General features: G+C 57.2%; 22 protein-coding genes. 2 read left to right on the top strand and 20 right to left on the bottom strand.

Annotated elements, in window-relative coordinates:
- Positions 1–11: 11 nt before the first annotated feature.
- From GURA_RS01610 to GURA_RS24035, 3 genes are all read right to left on the bottom strand, one after another.
- On the bottom strand, positions 12–1,493 hold the full coding sequence (locus GURA_RS01610) for a complex I subunit 4 family protein (protein WP_011937257.1): 1,482 nt from the start codon (positions 1,491–1,493) through the stop codon (positions 12–14).
- A gap of 83 nt (positions 1,494–1,576) precedes the next feature.
- Positions 1,577–2,170: a transposase gene (locus GURA_RS01615; protein ID WP_011937258.1), complete on the bottom strand. Its 594-nt coding sequence runs from the start codon at positions 2,168–2,170 to the stop codon at positions 1,577–1,579.
- 115 nt (positions 2,171–2,285) lie between these two features.
- The gene (locus tag GURA_RS24035) at positions 2,286–2,519 is read right to left on the bottom strand and encodes a hypothetical protein (protein ID WP_157046103.1); all 234 of its coding nucleotides are present in this window, start codon (positions 2,517–2,519) and stop codon (positions 2,286–2,288) included.
- 438 nt (positions 2,520–2,957) lie between these two features.
- Here GURA_RS24035 and GURA_RS01630 point away from each other — a divergent pair.
- Both GURA_RS01630 and GURA_RS01635 read left to right on the top strand, forming a co-directional pair.
- Positions 2,958–4,513 (top strand): IS3-like element ISGur5 family transposase gene (locus GURA_RS01630; RefSeq protein WP_085949352.1). Its coding sequence is split into 2 segments (ribosomal slippage): positions 2,958–3,435 and positions 3,435–4,513, totalling 1,557 coding nucleotides; the frame shifts between segments, so codons are not numbered across the junction.
- Between the two features lie 199 nt (positions 4,514–4,712).
- Positions 4,713–5,954: an ISL3-like element ISGur7 family transposase gene (locus GURA_RS01635; protein ID WP_011937052.1), complete on the top strand. Its 1,242-nt coding sequence runs from the start codon at positions 4,713–4,715 to the stop codon at positions 5,952–5,954.
- Between the two features lie 233 nt (positions 5,955–6,187).
- On the opposite strand, the gene GURA_RS25485 is transcribed toward GURA_RS01635, so the two are convergent.
- From GURA_RS25485 to GURA_RS01715, 17 genes are all read right to left on the bottom strand, one after another.
- Positions 6,188–6,637, bottom strand: coding sequence for a RipA family octameric membrane protein (locus tag GURA_RS25485; RefSeq protein WP_041245213.1), 450 nt, complete (start codon positions 6,635–6,637; stop codon positions 6,188–6,190).
- A gap of 319 nt (positions 6,638–6,956) precedes the next feature.
- Complete coding sequence (gene nuoL / locus GURA_RS01645) at positions 6,957–8,957, bottom strand: NADH-quinone oxidoreductase subunit L (RefSeq protein ID WP_011937262.1); 2,001 nt, start codon at positions 8,955–8,957, stop codon at positions 6,957–6,959.
- Between the two features lie 149 nt (positions 8,958–9,106).
- The gene (gene nuoK, locus GURA_RS01650; protein ID WP_011937263.1) at positions 9,107–9,415 is read right to left on the bottom strand and encodes an NADH-quinone oxidoreductase subunit NuoK; all 309 of its coding nucleotides are present in this window, start codon (positions 9,413–9,415) and stop codon (positions 9,107–9,109) included.
- Positions 9,412–9,759, bottom strand: coding sequence for a hypothetical protein (locus GURA_RS23145; protein WP_198134507.1), 348 nt, complete (start codon positions 9,757–9,759; stop codon positions 9,412–9,414). The genes nuoK and GURA_RS23145 overlap by 4 nt, the downstream gene beginning before the upstream one ends.
- Positions 9,756–10,241: an NADH-quinone oxidoreductase subunit J family protein gene (locus GURA_RS01655; protein ID WP_011937264.1), complete on the bottom strand. Its 486-nt coding sequence runs from the start codon at positions 10,239–10,241 to the stop codon at positions 9,756–9,758. Before GURA_RS01655 ends, GURA_RS23145 begins: the two co-directional genes overlap by 4 nt.
- 87 nt (positions 10,242–10,328) lie before the next feature.
- A complete protein-coding gene (gene nuoI, locus GURA_RS01660) occupies positions 10,329–10,859 on the bottom strand; it encodes an NADH-quinone oxidoreductase subunit NuoI (protein WP_011937265.1) in 531 nt (176 codons plus the stop codon).
- A 39-nt stretch (positions 10,860–10,898) separates the two neighbouring features.
- Positions 10,899–11,327, bottom strand: coding sequence for an ankyrin repeat domain-containing protein (locus GURA_RS01665; protein WP_011937266.1), 429 nt, complete (start codon positions 11,325–11,327; stop codon positions 10,899–10,901).
- 53 nt (positions 11,328–11,380) lie between these two features.
- Positions 11,381–12,370: an NADH-quinone oxidoreductase subunit NuoH gene (gene nuoH / locus GURA_RS01670; RefSeq protein ID WP_011937267.1), complete on the bottom strand. Its 990-nt coding sequence runs from the start codon at positions 12,368–12,370 to the stop codon at positions 11,381–11,383.
- Complete coding sequence (gene nuoG / locus GURA_RS01675; protein ID WP_011937268.1) at positions 12,367–14,262, bottom strand: NADH-quinone oxidoreductase subunit NuoG; 1,896 nt, start codon at positions 14,260–14,262, stop codon at positions 12,367–12,369. Before nuoG ends, nuoH begins: the two co-directional genes overlap by 4 nt.
- An 18-nt stretch (positions 14,263–14,280) precedes the next feature.
- Positions 14,281–15,168 carry a GGDEF domain-containing protein gene (locus tag GURA_RS22555; RefSeq protein WP_011937269.1) on the bottom strand — a complete coding sequence of 296 codons (888 nt, stop codon included), beginning with the start codon at positions 15,166–15,168 and terminating at the stop codon, positions 14,281–14,283.
- Position 15,169: 1 nt separating this feature from the next.
- Positions 15,170–15,703 (bottom strand): V4R domain-containing protein, encoded by a 534-nt coding sequence (locus GURA_RS01685; RefSeq protein WP_011937270.1) that lies wholly within the window; start codon positions 15,701–15,703, stop codon positions 15,170–15,172.
- A gap of 30 nt (positions 15,704–15,733) precedes the next feature.
- Positions 15,734–17,008 carry an NADH-quinone oxidoreductase subunit NuoF gene (gene nuoF / locus GURA_RS01690; protein ID WP_041245657.1) on the bottom strand — a complete coding sequence of 425 codons (1,275 nt, stop codon included), beginning with the start codon at positions 17,006–17,008 and terminating at the stop codon, positions 15,734–15,736.
- 36 nt (positions 17,009–17,044) lie between these two features.
- Entirely contained in the window at positions 17,045–17,383 is a 339-nt protein-coding gene (locus tag GURA_RS01695; protein WP_011937272.1) for a DUF488 domain-containing protein, read from the bottom strand.
- 56 nt (positions 17,384–17,439) lie between these two features.
- The gene (locus GURA_RS01700) at positions 17,440–17,772 is read right to left on the bottom strand and encodes a c-type cytochrome (protein ID WP_041245214.1); all 333 of its coding nucleotides are present in this window, start codon (positions 17,770–17,772) and stop codon (positions 17,440–17,442) included.
- 89 nt (positions 17,773–17,861) lie between these two features.
- Positions 17,862–18,335 carry an NADH-quinone oxidoreductase subunit NuoE gene (nuoE, locus tag GURA_RS01705; RefSeq protein ID WP_011937274.1) on the bottom strand — a complete coding sequence of 158 codons (474 nt, stop codon included), beginning with the start codon at positions 18,333–18,335 and terminating at the stop codon, positions 17,862–17,864.
- A gap of 116 nt (positions 18,336–18,451) precedes the next feature.
- Positions 18,452–20,833: an NADH-quinone oxidoreductase subunit B/C/D gene (locus tag GURA_RS01710; RefSeq protein ID WP_011937275.1), complete on the bottom strand. Its 2,382-nt coding sequence runs from the start codon at positions 20,831–20,833 to the stop codon at positions 18,452–18,454.
- A 44-nt stretch (positions 20,834–20,877) separates the two neighbouring features.
- Positions 20,878–21,315 carry an NADH-quinone oxidoreductase subunit A gene (locus GURA_RS01715; RefSeq protein ID WP_011937276.1) on the bottom strand — a complete coding sequence of 146 codons (438 nt, stop codon included), beginning with the start codon at positions 21,313–21,315 and terminating at the stop codon, positions 20,878–20,880.
- Positions 21,316–21,373: the final 58 nt, after the last annotated feature.

Genomic DNA, 21,373 nt, shown 5'->3' on the forward strand with positions numbered 1-21,373 from the left:
TCCGGCAAAAACTATGGGTTCCCTGTCAGCAATGTCACCGGGACTTTGATCAGCTCCAGCAACGGTGCCGGGTGAATCCCCAGATAGACGGCGATCAGCGCCAGCACCAAGAGCAAGCCACCCTCGCGGAGGGAGAGGTCTGCCAGAGCGAGCGTCTGCCGTTCCTCGACGAAGAGCAGTTCCTGCACCAGTCGTATCGTGTAGACGAGTGACAGGACGATGCCGCTGAAGGCAAACACCACGGCCAACGGGGTAACGCGGAAGCTCCCGGTGAGAACGAGGAACTCGCCGACGAAATTGTTGAGACCGGGAAGTCCGGCAGAGGCCATGGCGAAGAGGAGAAAGAAGAAGGAGAAAACCGGCACCTTGCCCCACAGTCCGCCGTAGGCAGCGATTTCCCGCGTATCGGTCCGTTCGTCGAGCATTCCCACCAGGGCGAAGAGGGCGCCGGTCGTCACCCCGTGATTGACCATCTGCAATACCGCGCCGGACAGCGCCACCGGCGTCCAGGCAGCGATGCCGAGAGCCACGAACCCCATGTGACCGACGCTGGAATAGGCCACCAGCCGCTTCATGTCTTTTTGCGCATAGGCAATCCACGAGCCGTAGATAATGCCGATCACCGCCAGGGTGAAGATGATCGGGGTGGCGGCCTTAGCCGCTGCCGGGAAGAGGGGATAGCCGAAACGGATCAGTCCGTAAGCGCCGGTCTTCAGAAGCAGGCCGGCGAGGATCACGCTCCCCGCGGTTGGTGCATCGGTATGGGCGTCGGGAAGCCAGGTATGTACCGGGAAGAGCGGCACCTTGATGGCGAAGGCGAGGAGAAAGGCAGCGAACAGCCAGCAGCCCATGTCCGGCGCAATCCGTGTATGGAGCAGGGAAGACAGGGCAAAGGTGTACGTGCCGCTTTGGGCCCCATGGATCAGATAGAGGCCGATAATCGCCAGCAACATGAGGAGCGAGCCTGCCAGGGTGTAGAGGAAAAACTTCACCGCCGAGTAGATGCGGCGGCCATGCCCCCATATGCCGATGAGGAAGAACATGGGGATGAGCATCACCTCCCAGAACAGGTAAAAGAGGAACAGGTCGAGGGAGAGAAAGACCCCCATGATGCCGGTTTCCATGACGAGGATGAGTAGGTAGTGCAGCGCCACCCGTTCCTTAATGCTCTGCCAGGAGACGATCATGGCGACGAGGGTGATAAAGGCGGTGAGGATCACCATGAGGAGGCTGATGCCGTCCAGGCCGAGGGTGTAGCGGATACCGAACCGTTCGATCCAGGGGAGGTCCTCCAGCAGAAAAAAGGAGCGGAGCCTCGTTGTGGCTGATGTGGCCGTTACGTAGAGCCAGCTGGCCAGCGCCAGTTCCAGAAGGCCGATCCCGAGCGCAATGGGGCGGACAACCTCGGGCCGTTTCCGAAACGGCGCGAGGAGCAGGCACCCGACAAGGGGGAGGAAGGTGAGGATTGTCAGAATTGGGTAGTCGTTTAGCATGTAATTCCTTGTAGTGGCACCCCTTGCGGGTGCTCGGAATCGGCAAAAAGGTAAAGCGGATACCCGCAAGGGGTATCCCTACATCAGACCATCCATTCGTCAGACTGTTTCATGTCTGTACGGCCATGATTCACGGGATTTTCCCAGTCCGATTCCCATTGCAGCGGATTGTCGGCAATATAGGTGCGGATGCGGTTCAACTCCTGTTCGTTGCGAATGACGTGCTCGTAGTAGTTGTCTTGCCAGAACTTACCCCTGGCGTTGATCTCTCTTGACTTGATGACCTTCAACCACGCATTCACGCTCAGTGATTTAAACGCTCCGACGATGTTACCCAAACCCGCCTTTCCTACCATGATCTGCTTTTGTAGGGATACCCCTTGCGGGTATCCTGGTTTCAGGCATCCTTCCGGTTTGTTTCCCATCCCGTCCCCAATAACGATGATCCCATGGAAATGATTCGGCATGATAACGTATTCATCAATGACCGCACTGGGAAATCGCTCCGGAATACCTTGCCATTCCTTATCCACAATTCTCGCCAATTCCGGGTACTGTGAGAAGCAACATTCGCGGCCGAAGGAGCACAATGTCACAAAATACGCACCATTCTGTGAGTAATCGTAATGCTTGAGGCGAATGGAGCGGCGATGATGTATTTCGGGATTATATGCCATTACAAATCATCCTGTAGGGGCATCCCTTGTGGGTGCCCGGAATCCGAAAACGATACGCCGGATACCCGCAAGGGATATCCCTACATCAATCAGACCATTTATTCTTCAGTTTGTTTCATCTGATATTGACAATCGTCTCCTTTTGATTGATATCAATAAATTTAATCTTCTTGAACTTGGCCTTTTTTGCATCTCTATAGACTCCTGAGCCTAAAACCTCTTTGATTCGATCATCAGTGATTCGGACCATTGATATTTGCAGGGTCTCGTTTTTCGGATCTTGAACGCTTAATAGCGCCATGCCATATCTCTGGTTGAGAATCGACTCGTAGTATGTGGCTACCGCCATTTTTCGAGGGAGATCCTTGTTGGACTTTTCTGCATAAGCAGCTGGGTGAAAGATTGTTCCAATAAATATCGTCAGTCCAAATAAGCAACATATGATTCTATTTAGTTTTAGTTTAAAACAGTGCAATAGTATCGCCATGTTCTTCATTGTTTCTTTTTACAGACAATGCTAGCAGCAGCCTTATGATAATCAGATGGCGTTAAAGGTCCAACCCATTCTTTGGTCCTGGTATTCAGACTCCATGTCATGCCGCTATCGCAATGTATCCGATCCCCCCTGTGTCAGAATAGTTGTCGCCTCAGATGGGTTGTTTAGCCACGGTCTTTCGAGCTGAATTGCAACGAGCGTAGCGAGCTTGCGATTCAGCTCGAAAGACCGGGACCGGCAAAAGCCGGCGACCCGTATTTTTTCAACATCTGGGGGCAGCAAGGATCTATAATGACATACACACAAGGATTCAAATCCAGCCTGGTTCGCAAGATGGCCTGCCCTAATGGCGTCTCGGCCTCAGCTCTATCCCGAGAAGTGGGAATTCCCCAACAATCACTCTCTCGCTGGCTTCGAGACGCAAATGTCGTGAATGAATCTGGTAACTCCCCAATTTCTGAAGCACCATGGAGAACAATGTCCCCAAAGCGCCCACAAGACAAGTCTGCCGAAGAAAAGCTCAAAATCGTCATCGAAGCCGAGACGGTTGCCGAAGATCAACTTGGCGCCTTCCTGCGTCGCAATGGAATTCATGAAGCACAGTTACGCGAGTGGCGCGCCATGATGCTTTCGGGGCTGCAAAAACCGTCTCGGCCTTCCTCAAAAACATCAGAGGAAACTCGCAAAATTCATGCACTGGAAAAAGAATTACTGCGCAAAGATAAAGCATTGGCCGAGGCCGCCGCGATTTTGATCCTCAAAAAAAAAGTCCAATCGATCTGGGGGGGCGAGGACGAGCCCACGGACAAGAGGAACGGCAGATGATCGGGCAACTTATTGAAGAGGCAACCCATTCCGGAGCGAGACTTGAATCGGCCGTTGTCGCCATCGGGCTGAGCATTCGCACGTTCCAGCGTTGGAATCTCCAGGATGACGGAGCAGATCGGCGACATGGGCCAGTCGCAGAACCGGCGAACAAGCTGGCTCCGTCGGAGCGGCAGAACATCATCGATATTGCAAACTCCCCGGCGTTTCGGGATATTTCGCCGAAACAGATCGTGCCGCAATTGGCCGATCAGGGAATATACGTGGCGTCGGAATCGAGTTTCTACCGGGTGCTCAAAGACGATGGGCTGATGACTCACCGGGAACCCTCCCGGCCCGCCACCAGCCGCAAGCCAAAAGAACATGTGGCTACCGGTCCTTGCCAGGTCTGGTCATGGGACATCACCTACTTGAAGAGCCCGATTCTTGGGCAGTTCTTTTATCTCTACATGATCATGGATGTCTGGAGCCGCAAGATCGTAGCGTCCACGGTGTTTTTAAAAGAATCCAATGACTATAGCGCCAGGCTGTTTCTGAAAGCCTGTATCAGGCTCGGCATCAATCCGGAAGGCCTGATTCTTCACTCCGACAACGGCGGCCCGATGAAAGGGGCGACCATGCTGGCTACTCTCCAGCGCCTGGGCGTAATTCCTTCCTTCAGCAGGCCACAGGTCAGTGACGACAACCCTTTCTCAGAAGCGCTGTTCCGAACCATGAAATATAGACCTGGTTATCCGAGTCGGCCTTTTTCAAGTCTGGCAGCGGCCCAGACTTGGGTTGATGGTTTCGTCGCTTGGTATAACACGGAGCATCTGCACAGCGGCATTCGCTTCGTCACCCCGGACGATCGCCACTTCGGCCGGGAGAAAGCCATCCTGTTAAACCGCCGGGAGATATACGAGAAGGCCCGGCAACAAAACCCAAACCGCTGGTCAAAAAACATCCGAAACTGGGAGCCAGTGGAAACAGTTTATCTTAACCCTGAACCAACGGCGGAAGTCGAACTTCTTGACGCCGCATAAAAATTCAACAGAGGCGACAACTACCTTGACACCCGCCGGATCTGTCCAATAGTACCATCCTCCATATGCGGGAATACAGAACTCTATTTGATAAACCTTAGCTTTAATTTTTTGGCTCCTCGACGAATTGAGTGGGTAGCCTGGGCCGGGTTGATGTAAGATAGGCCACCATCACTCAGCCTGGAGGTTAGTAATCGCTATGAATCCTGAAGATCTTTTTGGTGCTGCTCTTGGAATTGCCATCCCGTGGAAGGTTACCTCTGTTGACTTCAACAAGAAGTCAAGTCGTTTGGACATAACCATCGACTTCCAGCGGGGAGCCACCTTTCCCTGTCCGGTCTGCGGAACGTTGTCACCAGTCCATGACACCACGGAGAAAGAGTGGCGGCATCTGAATTTCTTCCAGTACGAAGCCTACCTTCATGCGCGTGTTCCACGGGTAAAGTGCCCTAACAGCGACTGCGGCGTGAAGTTGGTCCAGGTACCCTGGGCTCGCGCAGGCTCAGGATTTACGCTGCTGTTTGAGGCCCTGGCCATGACCATGGCTCGTGATTTGCCGGTGAAGGTCATGAGCAGGCTGTTTGCCGTTACCGATACCCGTCTATGGCGGTTGATTCAATCCTATGTCGAGAAGGCAAGGGCCGCAGAAGACTTCTCCGAGGTGAAGAGGGTCGGTGCGGATGAAACCTTTGCCGGGCGCAGTCATGACGAGAAATTCGTCACCTTCTTCTTCGACCTCGACATGCATAAGCTCTTGTTCGGCACGACGGGAAAGGACAACGAAACAGTCAAGAGCTTCGTCGCGGACCTTAAGTCACATGGCGGCGATCCTGATAGCATCACAGACGCTGCTATTGACATGTCCAAGGCATTCATAAAGGGTGTCAAAGAGCAGTTGCCCCATGCCGTGGTCACCTTCGATAAATTCCACGTCATCAAGCTTATGAACGATAAGCTTAGTAAGATAAGGGCTCAAGAAGCCAGGTTATTTCCTGAAATCCTGAAAAAGAGCAGAAACCTGTTCCTCAAAAATCCAGAGAACCTGACACCGGAAGAGGAACAGCGCCTGGATGCCATTATCACCAGTCAAAGCTTAAGGAGTACGGAAGCTTACATGCACAAGCTGAACCTTCAGAACGTCTATTTTGCTTCAAGCCGAACGGAGGCAGAAACCCTGTTGACCAAATGGCATCGGAAAGCCGCCGCAAGCTCAATCCAACTCATCAAGAACATGGCCGAATCTGTAAAAGAGCATTGGGATGGCATTCTGGCACATTTTGAAAGCGGCCTGACTAGCGGCTTCATTGAGGGCATCAACAGCCTAATTCAATCAGCCAAAACTCGGGCACGAGGCTATCGGAATCCTGACAACTTGATCTGCATGGCTTATCTGGTTGCAGGCAAGCTCAACCTAAAGTCGCTATTCCCTCTACCCACTTGATTCGTTGCAGAGCCAATTTTTTTGACACTTTTGAAATTCATATAATGCAAATCAGTAACCTGTTTCCAATTCTTGCCGCTTGGTCCTTCCGCGCGAATATCCTGAGCACTTGTCTCAAGGCAACTAAACGAACACGCAAAAAAGGCTAACACCATTAAGATGATTTTCATGTTATACCTCCTTGCTTTTTCTACGCTACCAACTGGGCTAAGCGCATCTGCTGGAGCCCGTTGTTAGCACCTAATGATAATTGCCAGCACCAAGAACGATAAAGCCGATAGAATGCCTATCAGTGTGAGAATTCTCGTTACTCTCTGATATGGTTCAGCTCGCCACAGCTGCAAAGTCTGACCTAGATCACGCCATCCAGAGAACCTTTTGCCCTTCTGTTTAAAAAGTTCGAATGCTTTGCCCGCAGTCTCGTCCCTTTCCAACTCCAGGATAACCTGTCTCCATGACCAAGTCGTTCGACGGATGCTCTGTGCAACCAATACCCAGAGAATGGATAGGCATGCCGAAGCAAGTAGCGGTATGCGAATAGGCAATATACTCTGTAGTTGGTTATAGAGGACGAACACAGATGTAATGGAACCAAAAAAGAATAGCGCCCACTGGTTCCATCGCGAGTGTTCGCGCTCATACATCTGAATTGCTATTTCTCTTTCGGTCTTCATAATTTTCATTCGTGTAGCTTCAGCGAACTTCAGCAAGGACGTAGTTGATTGATAGTTGATTTGGCCATTCAGATACAAATGTCAGTCAATTAATTCAACTAGATCCCGCATAGTCTTACTTAGATTCGTTATCTATTATTAAGTTTGTTGAACAATATTTTTTCATATTTATTTGCATAACCAAAAACATAAGTATCATACCAATACTCAAATGTTCCAGTATTTATCAGGCATTTCCATGGTGGCTTCAGAGTCGCAGAGGAAGAAAGTGCTGGCAAAAATACAAGAACAACAAAGAGCAGAAAGGTTCTTTTCATCTCTACCCACTCTATTCCCCACCCTGCGTTAAAACCACCCAGGCGAAGTATGCCACAATCAGCCCAAGCCCAGCCGCCAGCGAGAGAAGATAGACCGACACCCTCCCGGTGGTCCAAGCACCGAGCCTCTCCCCCGACTTGCCGAGAAAAAAGGCCAGCCGGTCGAGTGAATCGTCGATCATCCCTTCATCCACCCGTTCCCAGAAGATGCGGGCGAGGGCTTCGTAGGGGCGGATGAAAAGGAACCGGTAGAGACTGTCCGCGTACCAGCCGTTGAGGAGGAATGCGGTCAGCCCTGCCGCCGGCGCCACTGCTGCGACAAGCCGTTTTTCGCGCCGGTCGCCGCCATAACGGCGATGGACGACGGCAAGGCCGGCCAGCGCCAGAAGCGCGGCGATTCCCTGGAGCGCCAGCTCTTCCCCGTGGGAAACCGATGTCGTGCCTCCCTTGACGGTCGTTGCCAGGAACTGCCCGAGCCACCCCCCGGTCAGGTATTCCGGCAGATTGATGATGCCGCCGAAAAGACCCAACAGGGCGAGGGGGATGAGGGTCCATTCCATCAGGCGAGGAACGTGCAGATGCTGAGCTTCCCCCTTTGACAAAGGGGACCCAAACGGCGGGCCTAAAGGACTGAGGGGGATTTGTCCATGACCGGCCGTAGAAATCCACCCTAACCCCCCTTTCTCAAAGGGGGGAATCTGTTGCGTTCCCCCGAATACCAGGTAAACCATGCGGAAGGTGTAGACCGAAGTCAGGAGAGCGGTAAAGAGGCCGAGCAGATAGAGCCCGCCGTAGAGGAGTCCGCCTTTTCCCCAGGCTGCTGTGAGAATCGCATCCTTGCTGAAGAAACCGCCGGTGAGCGGCAGTCCGGCCAGACAGACGGCACCGGCCAGGAATGGCCAAAAGGTGAGGGGGAGGTTCCTGCGCAGCCCCCCCATGCGGAAGATGTCCTGTTCATGGTGGAGCGCGGTTATGACACAGCCTGCCGCCAGGAAGAGCAGTGCCTTGAAGAAGGCGTGGACAAGGAGGTGAAAGGTGGCGGCGGTAATGGCGCCACACCCCACCCCGAGCATCATGTAGCCGATCTGGCTGATGGTCGAGTAGGCCAGAACCCGCTTCAGGTCCCGCTGGGCAAGGGCGCAGCTTGCCGCGTAGAAGGCGGTCAGCCCGCCGGTTAAGGCGATGGCTCCCTGCACCGTGGCCGATGCCCCGATGAGGGGGAACATGCGGGCGAGGAGGTAGACCCCGGCGGTCACCATGGTGGCGGCGTGTATCTGGGCGGAAACCGGCGTGGGGCCGGCCATGGCGTCGGGGAGCCAGACCATGAGCGGCAGCTGGGCCGATTTCCCCATGGCGCCGATGAGGAGCAGAAGTCCCAGGGCGGTGATCACCCCGGCCGGCATGAGAAAGCCGAGGCCGTTCAATTCAGTGATGGAGACCGTGGAAAAGAGTTGAAACATCCAGACAACGGCAATGCCGAAGGCGGTGTCGCCGATCCTGGTGACGATGAACGCCTTGCGACCGGCGGTGGCGTTTTTCTCCTCCCGGTACCAGAAACCGATCAGGGCGTAGGAGCAGAAGCCGACCCCCTCCCATCCCAGGTAGAGGAGTGGCAGGTTTTCCGCCAGCACCAGCACGAGCATGGCGAAGACGAACAGGTTGAGGAGGGCAAAAAAGCGGGCATAATCGGGGTCGTCCGCCATGTAGCCGACCGCATAGACGTGGATCAGTCCGCAGACAAAGGTGATCATGAGGACCATCACCAGCGAGAGCGGATCGAGATAGAGGGTGATTGGCGCCTTGAAGTCGAAGGCCGCCAGCCAGGAGCCGAGCTCCACCTTGAGCGGCGCCCGGTAGGCGACGAAGGCCGACAGGCTGCAGACGAACGACACCCACACCACCCCGCAGGCGAGGGTCTCTGCGATGCGGCGGGGCAGTTGCCGGCCGATGACGGCGTTCACCACCCCTCCGAGGAGGGGGAGGAGGAGTATGAGGGCAATGTAAAGTTTCATTGAGAACCTTAATGGGACACGGTACAGGCGGACAAGTCGGATCAAACCTGATCAAACAGAATCAAAATCTTATGGTATTTGTTTGATCCGCCTTTTCAGATCTGATCCGCGTCCAATTGCCTTTCGTTTTTCTCTCTTGACGCTTTGAGTTATCCTTTCATATCACTGAATTCATCCGCGTTCACCGTCTTCTTCCGCCGGTGCAGGTAGACCACCAGCGCCAGGGCCAGCGAAACCTCGGCGGAGGTCATGGCTATGATCATCAGGGCGAACACCTGGCCGTCAGCTGCCCCCCACCGGTTAGCACCACCGACGAAGGCGAGCATGGCGGCGTTGAGCATGATCTCGATGCCGATCAGCATCATGATGATGTTGCTTCGCCAGACCAGAACACAGGTCAGCCCGAGGACGAAGAGTATCCCGGCGAGAATCAATACATGTAACAATGGAACTATCATCTCAGCACAAGCCTGTTTTCAGTAAATGAGTGAACGAAAGAGGACTGGGGAATCAGGATCGAGGAACGAGGGTCTCGAACCTCGAACCCTGAACCCTGAACCCTGAACCCTGAACCCTGAACCCTGAACCCTGAACCCTGAACCCTGAACCCTGAACCCTGAACCCTGAACCCTGAACCCTGAACCCTGAACCCTGAACCCTGAACCCTGAACCCTGAACCCTGAACCCTGAACCCTGAACCCTGAACCCTGAACCCTGAACCCTGAACCCTGAACCCTGAACCTCGAACCTTGAACCTCGAACCTCGAACCTCGAACCTCGAACCTCGAACTTGTATCCTCATCGGCGTCTCCCCAGGTATAAGGCCCCTACCAGCGCGAAGAGGAGCTGCATGGAGATTATCTCGACCGCAATGCCGTATTTACGGAACAGGACGCGACTGAAGTCCCTGATGCCCACATATGGCAGTTTTCCGATCACGGCCTGCTGCTGTGCGGTTAACAGGGCGATGATCGCCGCCAGGATGATTCCACCGAGAAGCAGGGCGGGCCACCAGTCGCGCATGCCTGGCAGTGCCACCTTTTCCGGGTGCCCAAGGTCGAGCATCATGATGACGAACATGAACAGCACCATGATGGCGCCGGCATAGATGATGACCTCGAAAACCGCAACCAGCGGCGCGCCGAGCAGGTAGAAGACAACCGCCAGGGCGAAGAAGGAGGTCACCAGGTAGACGATGGCGTGCACCGTGTGCTTCTCCGTGATGGCGAAGCCGGTGGCGATGACGGCTACGGCTGCCAGTATGTAGAAAAGTGTTGCTTCCAAGATCGCTCCGGGAGGTACGAGGAACGAGGATAAAGGATCGAGGAAAATTTTTTGGGTCTCCTCGAACCTCGTTCCTCGCTCCTGTTGTTAAGGCATCAATCCCCGCACATCCACCGGCGGATTTTCGTCTTCATTCCCGCCGCGCGGGTTGACCACGCCGATCCCGGCGTGGCGGTAAAAGTTGTAGTCCGGATCCTTGCCGCAGCCGTCGATCAAGAGGTCTTCCTTTTCATAAACCAGTTCCATGATGTCCCGCTTGCAGATCTCGTAGTCCGGCGTCATCTGGATCGCCATGGTCGGGCAGGCCTCGGCGCAGAGGCCGCAGAAGATGCAGCGGGAGAAGTTGATGCGGAACCACGCGGCATAGCGGCGTCCGTTTTCACGCTCGGCGGCCTGCATGGAGATGCAGTCCACGGGACAGGCGGCGGAGCAGAGGTAGCAGGCGACGCAACGCTCACCCCCCTCCGGGTCCCGGGTCAGGACGATCCTTGCCCGGTAGCGCGGATACGGGATGCGCTTCTCTTCCGGGTACTGGATGGTTGCCGGGCGGCGGAAGATATGCTTCCAGGTAGTCCAGAGGCCGATGCATAGCGCCTTTATGTCGGTGAATATAGTCATAAATCCTTAGGCAACGGCGAAATATATGTTCGTTTTCGACTACACCGTTGCGTGCGGTCTGGCGCGCAAAACCTTTTTCAGGATCTCGGCGGTCTCGGTGTGGCCGTTATTCTCCGCGTACATCAGGGCGGAGTTTCCCACCAGGGTTCTTGCGCTGACGTCTGCGCCGGAGCTGAGCAGGTCCTGAACGCACTCGTTGCAACCGTAAATGGCTGCAAGCATCAACGGCGTGTGCCAATCTCTGTCGCGCGGGTCAACTTCGGCCCCGTTTGCCAGCAATTCCTTGATTGCCCATGCATGGCCATTGGCTGCCGCGTAATGAAGCGCTGTTTTCCCCTTTTCGCTTTTGGCGTCAATCTCTGCGCCGCGGCTGACCAGATCGCTGATTGCCCCCACGTCCCCTGCTTTTGCCGCGTCGATGAGGGGGGTGTGTCCGTGTTCGTCTTTTTCATTCACGTTCTCAGTCATCGTGTCTCCTCCTTTTTCGTAAATAGTTTACCCGCGGGCAGTGACGGAAACGATTAAAAGAGCATCAACCACCAGCCGGTGGCCAGAATATTGACGAGCGCCAACGGTGTCAGCACCTTCCAGCCCAGGTGCATGAGCTGGTCGTAGCGTAGCCGGGGCATGGTGCCGCGCACCCAGATGAAGAAAAAGGCGAAGGCGAGCACCTTGATGGAGAACCAGGCCATCGGCGGAAGGTACGGGCCGTGCCAGCCGCCGAGGAAAAAGGTCGCTGCCAGGCCGCCCAGGACGATGATGTTGATGTACTCGCCGACGAAGAAGAGCCCGAAACGCATCCCCGAGTACTCGGTATGAAAGCCGGCCACCAGCTCACCCTCTGCTTCCGGGATGTCGAAAGGGACCCGTTTGCACTCGGCAATGATGCTGATGAGGAAAATGATGAAGGCCAGCGGCTGATAGATGATGAACCAGCAATTTGCCTGGGCGTTGACGATGTCCGAGAGGCGGAACGAGCGGGCCAGCATCACCACCGGCACGAGCGACAGCCCCATGGAGAGCTCGTAGGAGATGAGCTGGGCCAGGCCGCGGATTGAGCCCAGCAGGGCATACTTGGAGTTGGAGGCCCAGCCGCCGAGTGCCACGCCGTAAATGGCGATGGATGAGAGGGCCATGAAGAAGAGGAGCCCCACGTGCAGGTCGGCCACCTGCATGGGTAAGGTGCGGCCGAGAATGCTGACCGGCGCGCCGAACGGGACAACCGCAAAGGTCAGGATGGCCGGGATGGCAGCCATGGCCGGAGCCAGGTAGAAGAGCCATCTGTCGGCTCCTGCCGGGCAGAAATCCTCCTTGGTCAACATCTTGATCAGGTCGGCGAGCGGCTGAAGCAACCCCTGCGGCCCGACCCGATTCGGCCCCTTGCGGTCCTGTATCCAGGCGAGGATGCGTCGTTCGGCAAAGACCAGGTAGGCGGCCAGGGTCAGGATGACGAAGAAGACGCCACCGATCTTGGCCACGTGGAGCAGTATGTCGAGGGTGGTTTCAGTCATAAAACCCTTGTTCCTCCACCTTCCGGGTCGAGGTTATGCAGCTTTTCCCACCGGTTGCCGAGCGGTTCGACAATCCTCTCTCCGCCGAGCCGCTCGATCAAAGCATCTATCACCTGCCAGGCCGGCCGGACATCGCTGCCGGGGGCCACCCTGCCGTGGACCCGCGGCGGGTGGAGTGCCGGATCGAGCCCCTTGATGGGGAGTCCCGGCTGCATCACCTGCTTGAAGCGCTGGGCTCTCCCCTCGTTGTTGATGAAGGTCCCCTCCATTTCCACCCAGGCGGTGGTGGGAAGGAATATCTGCGCCTGCTTGACGGTTTCTGTCGGCAGCCAGTCGGCGGCTGCGACGAAGGGGATGTCTGCCAGCAGTTCAGGGGGAATGTCCGCTTCGAAGGCGATAATTCCTCTTATCGTGCCGCCGGCGATTGCTTGCGACAGCCCCGGCGCACCATGTTCACGGGAGAGCATTGCCGCGGCAAAGGCGTTGGGGCCGGAAAGAAGGCAGGCCAGCTTCGCACCCGCTCCCGCCGCGACTTCGATCTCGTCAAGGGCTGCCCGGGACGTGCCGCAGACGATCACCGGATTTCGGAACTCAGTGAGCGGGGCGGCAGCCAGCGATGTCAGAGGGGTGACCTGGAGACCGAGGGTTTTGGTCAGCACGACACCCCCATCACCTCCGACCATGAACAGCCGAGCTCCCTTGCGCCACGCCTGCCGCACTGCCAGGGCCATCATCGGCCCCTCCTCCAGCAGGTCGCCACCCATGATGACTACGGCGTCGGCAGCCTGCACGTCGGCCATGCCGGCGGCATTGTCCCTGTTCAGCAGCGAGACGGCGGTGGCGGTTCGATCGGCCTCGCCGGCATCGGCAAAGAAACTGAGGACGCCTCCGTCTGCGCATGCGGCCAGGATCGGCAGCAGGGCGTTTCCTTCCAGGGCGAGGCGGGGGGAGCCGACCACGGCAATGCTCCCTTCACCGTAAATCTCCAGCACCTCGCCGAGACGAAGAACGAGGGCATCCAGGGCTGCTTCCCAGCTTGCCTCAGTCCCGTCTATGAGCGGGGTGCGTGGCCGCTTCGGGTCGTTAACGGGGCTGTTTCCGAACCTTCCTTTATCGCAGATGAACCAGCCGTTAACCGCGTCGTTCCGTCGTGCCATGGTCTTCAAGAGTTCCCGGTAGCGGGCGGCGGGGATGGTGTTGCACCCCAAAGAGCAGTGGGGGCAGACCGAGGGTGCCATGTCGTAGTCCCAGTAGCGGGCGCGGAAGCGGGCGGTCTTGTCGGTGAAGACCCCGGTGGGGCAGATGTCCACCAGGTTGCCGGAAAAGGGGGATTCCAGCTCCCCTTCGGAAAAGCGTCCGTAGTAAACCCGTGCCGCGCTCCCCATAACGCCGAAATCGCTGCCGCCTGCATACTCCTGGTAGAAGCGGACGCAGCGGTAGCACTGGATGCAGCGGTTCATCTCGTGTTCGATGTACGGTCCCAGATATTGGTTGGTGTGGGTCCGTTTCTTACCCCGGTAGCGGCGGTTGCCGTGCCCGCCGGCCACGGTATAGTCCTGCAGCAGGCACTCCCCACCTTCGTCGCAGACCGGGCAGTCGTGGGGGTGGTTGAGCATGAGCCACTCGATGACCATTTGGCGCATGCGGGCCGCCTCGCCGTCGGTGGTGGAGACCACCATCCCGTCCTGGGCCGGGATCATGCAGGACATCTGGACCCCTTTTACCGGCCCTTCCAGGAATTTCATGGCGCAGAGCCGACAGGCCCCCACGCTCCCCAGGGCAGGGTGATAGCAAAAGTGGGGTATCCAGATCCCCACCTGCTTGGCAGCCTCGAGGACGTTGGTGCCTGGTGGCACTTCAACCGTTATGTTGTCGATCGTCAGTTTAGGCATAAGGACTCAGTTCTTGTCTTACGTGCAGGTGATCCCGGCTTTTTTCTTCCGGGCGGACTTGTCTTCGTACATTCTCTTATCTGCCAGTATCAACAGGTCGCTAAGAGGTCCCTTGCGTTCGGCTGTCGCCACTCCTATGGAAATATTCACGGTCCAGCTTTCATGTTTCCAGATAAACCCGGCCCTGGATTCTCTGATCCGCCTAACTACCTTGTCGGCGGCCAAAGCATCGGTATCCGGGAGAAGCACGGCGAATTCGTCCCCGCCGATGCGTGCCAGTATATCTTCACTGCGCACCCCTTTTTTCAACTCCTGTGCTGCCAGCTGAATGAAGTGATCCCCGGCGGAATGGCCCAATGTGTCATTGATATTCTTGAGACCGTCAACATCTGCAACCAGGATACTGATCGGAAAGCGCCTGCTTTGTTCCAGCCGGGCCATTTCTTCGCTGAAAAAGCCGCGGTTGTAGAGATTGGTCAATGCATCGTGGTTGCTGACATAGCGGAGCTTATCCTCTGCCAGTTTTTTTTCACGCAGGGACGCAATCAAAGAATTGAAGGCGCCGGAAAATGCGCCGAGAAAATCCACCTGCTGGTTAAGGTCGCCGGCGGCAATCTGCTGGGTCTGCCAGGTAAGGTGAAGCAGATTGGCATGCAACTGTTTAAACGGCGCGATCAAATGGTTGCGGTGCGGTGGATAGATTTCCAGCTTACCCTCTGAAAGCGCGGCAATGAACGACTGTGCCTCGACAATGGATTGAATCAATGCCGTAATGTTCCGGCACAATGAATTCAGTGCCGGGTCTGAGAACCCTTCAGCGGGCAGGCTCTCGGGCATCACCCCTTTGAGCATTGCGGCTAAGGTGTCAGTCAGGTATTGTAAAAGCTGCTCGTCATGGAGGTCCATTCTATGCCTTATGTGCCAGGGTGGCGGAGAACCTGCACGTCCTGTTGCCGGTCGTCCAGCAATCGATCTCTTTGACTGATAATTCCTTGCCGGTATAGGTGTTCAATATTCCGGCCAGGAAGCCTTCGTCATAGCCGCAGAACGTCTCTGCACTCTCTGGTAATCCCGAACAATCGAGGTCCTCCGAGACTGTAAGCACAAGTTCCAGCTTCTCCAGGTCGGCTTTTTCGATACGCAGGATACCGATATTGAGTTCCCTGAGCTTTTCCTGGAGGTTGGCGATAAAGCCGTTAAAGTCGAGGGTTCTGTCCAGGAGATTGTTACAGAACTCGGTTCCTGCCAGTCTGCCGGCTTCGCGCAAAATATCGTTCGCCGTTTCCACGTTGTAGCGGGCAATCAGTACATCCCGCAACGTATACTGCATCAGGCGATAGACGGCGATGTCGGTGGTGTGTCCGAGATTCGGGCGGCCCAGATCTATGTTGCCGAGGTCTTTCCACTTGAACCTGCAAGCCTGCTGTCCGTTGTTGAGCATGTTCCCTCCCATGGCAGGTTTGTCCGTACATCAATTGTTGCCCCTGCTGAACGGGCAACGCCGCTTTATAATGTGCTCGCGAATCTCTTCCTCGAACAGCCGCAACAGCCCCTCAACCGGCCCCATGGCGCCTGGCGCCAGGGCGCAGAAAGCGAGATTGAGGTATTTCACGTGCTCACGGAGGATGTCGATGTCTTCCGTTTCTCCCTTGCCCGCTTCGAGCCTGGCCAGGACATCCACCACGAAGGGGAGCCCTTCGCGACAGGGGGTGCACCAGCCGCACGACTCGCGGGCGTAGAATTTGACCAGGTTCAGGGTTGCGCCGACCAGACAGGTCTCTTCGTCGAAGACGATGATCCCCCCGGTTCCGAGGCGCGAACCGGCCTTGGCCACGGTGTCGAAGTCCATCGGCACGCCACGGTGCTCTTCCGTGAAGAAGGGGGTCGACGCTCCGCCCGGGATGCAGGCCTTGAAACGCTTTCCCGGCAGCATGCCGCCGCACGGGCCGTCGATAATGTCGCCAAGGGGCATTCCCAGCGGCAGTTCCATGCAAACCGTATTCTGCACGTGGCCGCTGATACAGAACAGCTTGGTTCCCGCAGCCTCGGGGATTTTTGCCAGCCCTTTGAACCAGGCCGGGCCGTTGGCAATGATGTACGGGATGTTGGCAAGAGTTTCCACGTTGTTCACTACCGTCGGTCCTCCCCAAAGTCCTTTGACCGCCGGGAAGGGGGGTTTGGAGCGGGGATTGGCCCGCTTTCCCTCCAATGCATTCATGAGGGCCGTCTCTTCGCCGCAGATGTAGCGGCCGGCCGAGACGTGCAGATCGATGTCGCAGGAAAAGCCGCTGCCGAGAATGTTGTCGCCGATTAACCCGGCCCCCTTCGCCTCGGCGATGGCCCGCCGGACGTTTCCTGCCGCCGTCTCATAGCCGCGCCGGATGAAGATGAAGGCGTGGCTGACGCCGATGGCGTAGCAGGCGAGGATTATCCCCTCCACCAGCGACCAGGGGTTCGCCTCCAGAAGGACCCGGTCCTTGTAAGTCCCCGGTTCCATCTCGTCGCAGTTGCAGATCAGCCAGCGCGGCCCTGGCAGGTCGCGGGGGACGAAGGACCACTTTTTGCCAGTCGGAAAGCCGGCGCCGCCGCGACCGCGCAGGTTGGCATCAATCACCAGTTGCTGCACGTCATTGGGCGAGAGCTCCTTGAGCGCCTTTTTCAGGGCGTCAAATCCCCCTTCACCGCAATATTCGGTGAAGGTGACCGCCCGGCCGGGCCGGTTATGTTGGAAGAGGACCTGTTCCATGATTACCTGGCGGTAAAGTCCCGGCATGCCGTGACCCTACTCCAGCATCTCCTTTAATACCACGGCGTTGTTGTGCTCCGTATCCCTGGCTGCAAAGAGAAGGGTGATGGTCCCTTTTTTCGCCTCGGCACGGAGCTTTGCCAGAAGGTCTGCCTTGGCCTGCAATTCTTCCTTGTAGCGGGCCTTGAACTCATCCCACCTGGCAGGGTCGTGTCCGAACCATGTGCGCAACTCCGTGCTCGGCGCCAGTTCCTTGATCCAGTCATCGATACGTGCGGCTTCCTTTGTCATACCCCGCGGCCAGAGACGGTCTGTCAGCAGCCGCCGGCCGTCGCCCGGCTCCGGCGGGTCGTACATCCTTTTTATCCTGACCATACCCTGCTCCAGCGAAGAGAGTCAAGGGGGCAGCCCATGCCGCCCCCGTTTGCGATCTACTTGAACGTCTTCAGGATGTAATTGGCGATCGCCTTTGCTTCCTTGTCGGAGATGGTCTTCTTGTCGAACTTGTTCATCCCCGGGCCAGGATTGCGCATCTTGGCGATGATGTCCCTGGCGGTCTTTACGCCGTTGGCTTCCCGTTCCTTCTTGTGCAGGGGCTTGGCCGGGTTGATGATGTTGCCTCCGTTTGCGTGGCAGGCAGTGCAGTGCTCTTCGAATTCCTTTTTGCCGTCGATTTTCTCCCCCTTCTTGGTGTCCGCGAAACAGGCGGTGGAGAATGCTGCCAGGGCGAAAAGGGAAAAGGCAGCTATCCGGGCTTTTTTCATTTGTTTTCCTCCTTTTTGGTAGGGGCGCATGGCATGCGCCCTGTTGGAACAGCAATGCAGATTGGGTAAAGGGCGAACGCCGTTCGCCCCTACAGTGTCTTTTTCTCCTGCGCCAGAATCTCTTCCAGCTTCTCTGCCGTCAGCCGGCCATAGAGGGTGTCACCGATCATCATGGCCGGCCCATCGCCGCAGTTCCCCAGGCAGCAGCAGGGGAGCAGGGTGAACATTCCGTCTTTGGTGGTCTCTCCAGGCTCGATACCGAGGTGCCGGGCAAGCTGAGCCATCATGTGTTCCCCCCCGACCGCCCAGCAGGAGATGGAGTCGCAGGCATGGATAACCCGCCTCCCCACAGGTCTGCGGTAAATCATCTCGTAGAAGGTGGCAAGCTCTTCAACCTGGAGGGTTGAGAGACCCAGCAATGCAGCGGCTTCCTCAACCGCCTCATCGGTCAGCCAGCCGTAATGCCTTTGCAGCTCCTTCATCACATCCACCGCCGCTTCGCGGGAGGTGACGGCTGCTGCGATGCGGGTTCGCAATTCTTGTCGCAGATCGTCAGTCAGCATTTGATTCTCGTTCGAAGTTTGAAGTTCGAAGTTTGAAGTTCGATGTTCGAAGTTCGAAGTTCGAAGTTCGAAGTAATAACATCGAACCTCGAACTTAGAACATTGAACTTGCGTTTTCATCTGTCCAAATCTGCCAGCACAAAATCAATCGAGCCGATGATTGCCAGGAAATCAGCCACCAGCCACCCTTTACTCATCAGCGGCAGGGCCTGGATATGGGGGAAGCTCGGCGTCTTGATCCTGACCCGGTACGGGATGTTGATGCCATCGGAAACCACGAAGTAGCCGTTCTCACCCTTGGGGGCTTCGATGGCCGTATAGCACTCACCCGGTGGCGGCGCCATGCCGCGGGTGGAGTTGACAAAGTGGTGGATGAGCGACTCGATGTCATTGAGGGTGTCACGCTTTTGGGGCAGGACAAACCGGTAATCATCGGTGATCCAGCGGCCGCCCGGCATGTCGTGGAGGCACTGCCGGACGATATGGAGCGACTGCTTCATTTCCTCGATCCGTACCAGGTAGCGGGCGTAGCAGTCGCCCCCTTCCGCCACCGCCACATCGAAATGAAACCGCTCGTAGCCGGCATAGGGCATCTTCTTGCGCAGGTCCCATTCCAGGCCGCAGGCCCGCAGGTTGGGGCCGCTCACCCCCCAGTCAATGGCCTCCGCCTGGCCGATTGCCCCCACCCCTTTGAGTCGGGCTTTGAAGATCGGGTTGCCGTTCAACAGCTCCTCGTATTCCTTGAGCCGGGGCGGGAACCAGGCGAGGAACGCTTTGACCGGTTCTTCCCACCCTTCGGGCAAGTCTTCGGCCACACCGCCGATGCGGAACCAGGCCGGGTGCATCCGGCCGCCGGTGATCATCTCGACGATGTCGAAAATCTTCTCCCGGTCGGTGAAGGTGTAGAAGACCGGGGTCATGGCCCCCACGTCGGCGGCGAAGGTGCCGAGCCAGACCAGGTGGCTGGCAATGCGGAACAGCTCCGCCAGCATGACCCGGATATAAACGGCCCGGTCGGGGACGGTGATGCTGCAGAGTCGCTCCACGGAGTTCACGTAGGCCAGGTTGTTCTGTACCCCTGCCAGGTAATCGATCCGGTCGGTGTAGGGGATGAACTGGTTCCAGTGCTGCCGTTCCCCCATCTTTTCCGCTCCGCGGTGGTGGAAACCGATGTCGGTGTCCATGTCGACGATCTCTTCGCCTTTGAGCTTGAGGATGAAGCGGATGATGCCGTGGGTGCCCGGATGCTGGGGCCCCAGGTTGAGGATCAGGGTTTCCTCATCCAGCCGGTCGAAGAAGTCGCCTGCCGGCAGGGGCTGGAGTTTTCGTGCATCATCGGTGGTGTAGGGGGGCATCTCGGTGGCCCGGAATGGGTGTTCCTTGCGCAGCGGGTGTCCTTCCCAGTCGGGGGGCATGAGGATGCGGCGCAGGTCAGGATGGCCGCTGAAGCGGATGCCGTACATGTCGAACACTTCCCGCTCGTACCAGTTGGCGGCGGAGAAGACGGCCGTGGCCGTCGGCAGCTCCGGCGAGGCGCCGGAAAGCTCTGTCTTGATGCGAATATGGCCGGGGGTGTCGAAGCAGAGCAGATGGTAGTTGACGGTGAAGTCCCGGAACTTCCCCCGTTCGCGGCGGCACGACTCGTCTACGGCGGCAATGTCCTCCAGGCGACGAAACGGTTTGCTGCCGCGCTGCTTCAAGTGCTTGAGCACATCCGGCACCAACTCGGCCGGACAGCGGTAGGTGAGCATGTCGGTGGCGTTGCGGTCGACCGTTAGCCGGTGGTCGAAAGCCAGCTCCAGTTCGCCGGTCAGGTCGAAGTCGGGATAGGCGTGTTTCGCAGCCGGCGGCCGCCACATCTCGTCGGAGCGCGGCAGCAGGAATTTCGGGTGCTGTACCGACGTCCCCCGGATGGAGGTCGCTTCCATGCCCGGACCGCGGGTGTCGCGACTCTTGCTGACGCCGTCCACCAGGACCGGCGTCGTGGTTCCCTGGCTGCCGCCCTGCATGTGCAGCACAGGCCTGGCCGGGCGCTCACAGGTCTTGATCTTTTCCTGGAGGAGCATCAGCCCCTGGAGGAAGGCCTCGGGGCGGGGCGGACAGCCGGGGACATAGACGTCCACCGGGATGATCTGGTTCACCCCCTGCACCACGCTGTAGACGTCATACATGCCGCCGGAGTTGGCGCAGCTCCCCATGGAGATGACCCAGCGGGGCTCGGCCATCTGCTCGTAGAGCCTCAGGATGGAGGGGGCCATCTTCTTGAATACCGTGCCGGCGATCACCATCAGGTCCGCTTCGCGGGGTGTGCCGCGCAGTACCTCTGCGCCAAAGCGGGAGATGTCGTAGCGGGAGGTGAAGGAGGTCATCATTTCGACAAAGCAGCAGGAAAGCCCGAAGAACATCGGCCAGAGGGAATTGGCCCGCCCCCAGTTGATCAGGTCGTCAAGATTGGCGAGGATGACATTGTTATGTGGGGTAGCATCCTGTTCGGTCATACAATCCGTTCGAGGTTCGAGGTTCGAGGTTCGAGGTTCGGCATTTAACTTCGAACCTCGAACTTTGAACGTCGAACCTGTTTCGAAGGCCCCCATTCGAGCCCCCCTTTCAGCCAGAGCCAGACCAGTCCCAGCAACAGCACGATGATAAAGGCGGTGATGTGAATAAGGCCGGGAAATCCCAGTTCGTCCCAGGCAACGGCCCAAGTAAAGATAAATACCGCTTCCACGTCGAAAACGATGAAGAATATGGCGACCAGGTAGAAGGGGACCGGATAGGCGAGGCGGGCCGTACCCGTCGGGATCACGCCGGATTCATAGGCGATCTCCTTGGCTGCCGAGCGTTTCTTGTCCCCCAGCCACCAGGCGGCAAGCAGGAGAATGCCGATGAGCAGGACTGTGGCGGCGACATAGAGCCCGAGCGGCAGGATGTCCGCGTTGAACGGGGGCAAAATCGCTTTCTGTGGCGTGCTCATGGACATGGTGGCCTTGTAACAATAGTGTTTGAATGGGAAAGCATTTCAATGGTAGCGCAATAAC

This window comes from Geotalea uraniireducens Rf4 (assembly GCF_000016745.1).
Taxonomy (GTDB): Bacteria; Desulfobacterota; Desulfuromonadia; order Geobacterales; family Geobacteraceae; genus Geotalea; species Geotalea uraniireducens.

Excerpts from the sequence above, each read along its gene's own strand:
- GURA_RS01610 (WP_011937257.1), bottom strand. The coding sequence starts at position 1,493 with ATGCTAAACGACTACCCAATTCTGACAATCCTCACCTTCCTCCCCCTT.
- GURA_RS01615 (WP_011937258.1), bottom strand. The coding sequence starts at position 2,170 with ATGGCATATAATCCCGAAATACATCATCGCCGCTCCATTCGCCTCAAG.
- GURA_RS24035 (WP_157046103.1), bottom strand. The coding sequence starts at position 2,519 with ATGGCGGTAGCCACATACTACGAGTCGATTCTCAACCAGAGATATGGC.
- GURA_RS01635 (WP_011937052.1), top strand. The coding sequence starts at position 4,713 with ATGAATCCTGAAGATCTTTTTGGTGCTGCTCTTGGAATTGCCATCCCG.
- GURA_RS25485 (WP_041245213.1), bottom strand. The coding sequence starts at position 6,637 with ATGAAAATTATGAAGACCGAAAGAGAAATAGCAATTCAGATGTATGAG.
- nuoL (WP_011937262.1), bottom strand. The coding sequence starts at position 8,957 with ATGAAACTTTACATTGCCCTCATACTCCTCCTCCCCCTCCTCGGAGGG.
- nuoK (WP_011937263.1), bottom strand. The coding sequence starts at position 9,415 with ATGATAGTTCCATTGTTACATGTATTGATTCTCGCCGGGATACTCTTC.
- GURA_RS23145 (WP_198134507.1), bottom strand. The coding sequence starts at position 9,759 with ATGAGGATACAAGTTCGAGGTTCGAGGTTCGAGGTTCGAGGTTCGAGG.
- nuoI (WP_011937265.1), bottom strand. The coding sequence starts at position 10,859 with ATGACTATATTCACCGACATAAAGGCGCTATGCATCGGCCTCTGGACT.
- GURA_RS01665 (WP_011937266.1), bottom strand. The coding sequence starts at position 11,327 with ATGACTGAGAACGTGAATGAAAAAGACGAACACGGACACACCCCCCTC.
- nuoH (WP_011937267.1), bottom strand. The coding sequence starts at position 12,370 with ATGACTGAAACCACCCTCGACATACTGCTCCACGTGGCCAAGATCGGT.
- nuoG (WP_011937268.1), bottom strand. The coding sequence starts at position 14,262 with ATGCCTAAACTGACGATCGACAACATAACGGTTGAAGTGCCACCAGGC.
- GURA_RS22555 (WP_011937269.1), bottom strand. The coding sequence starts at position 15,168 with ATGGACCTCCATGACGAGCAGCTTTTACAATACCTGACTGACACCTTA.
- GURA_RS01685 (WP_011937270.1), bottom strand. The coding sequence starts at position 15,703 with ATGCTCAACAACGGACAGCAGGCTTGCAGGTTCAAGTGGAAAGACCTC.
- nuoF (WP_041245657.1), bottom strand. The coding sequence starts at position 17,008 with ATGGAACAGGTCCTCTTCCAACATAACCGGCCCGGCCGGGCGGTCACC.
- GURA_RS01695 (WP_011937272.1), bottom strand. The coding sequence starts at position 17,383 with ATGGTCAGGATAAAAAGGATGTACGACCCGCCGGAGCCGGGCGACGGC.
- GURA_RS01700 (WP_041245214.1), bottom strand. The coding sequence starts at position 17,772 with ATGAAAAAAGCCCGGATAGCTGCCTTTTCCCTTTTCGCCCTGGCAGCA.
- nuoE (WP_011937274.1), bottom strand. The coding sequence starts at position 18,335 with ATGCTGACTGACGATCTGCGACAAGAATTGCGAACCCGCATCGCAGCA.
- GURA_RS01710 (WP_011937275.1), bottom strand. The coding sequence starts at position 20,833 with ATGACCGAACAGGATGCTACCCCACATAACAATGTCATCCTCGCCAAT.
- GURA_RS01715 (WP_011937276.1), bottom strand. The coding sequence starts at position 21,315 with ATGTCCATGAGCACGCCACAGAAAGCGATTTTGCCCCCGTTCAACGCG.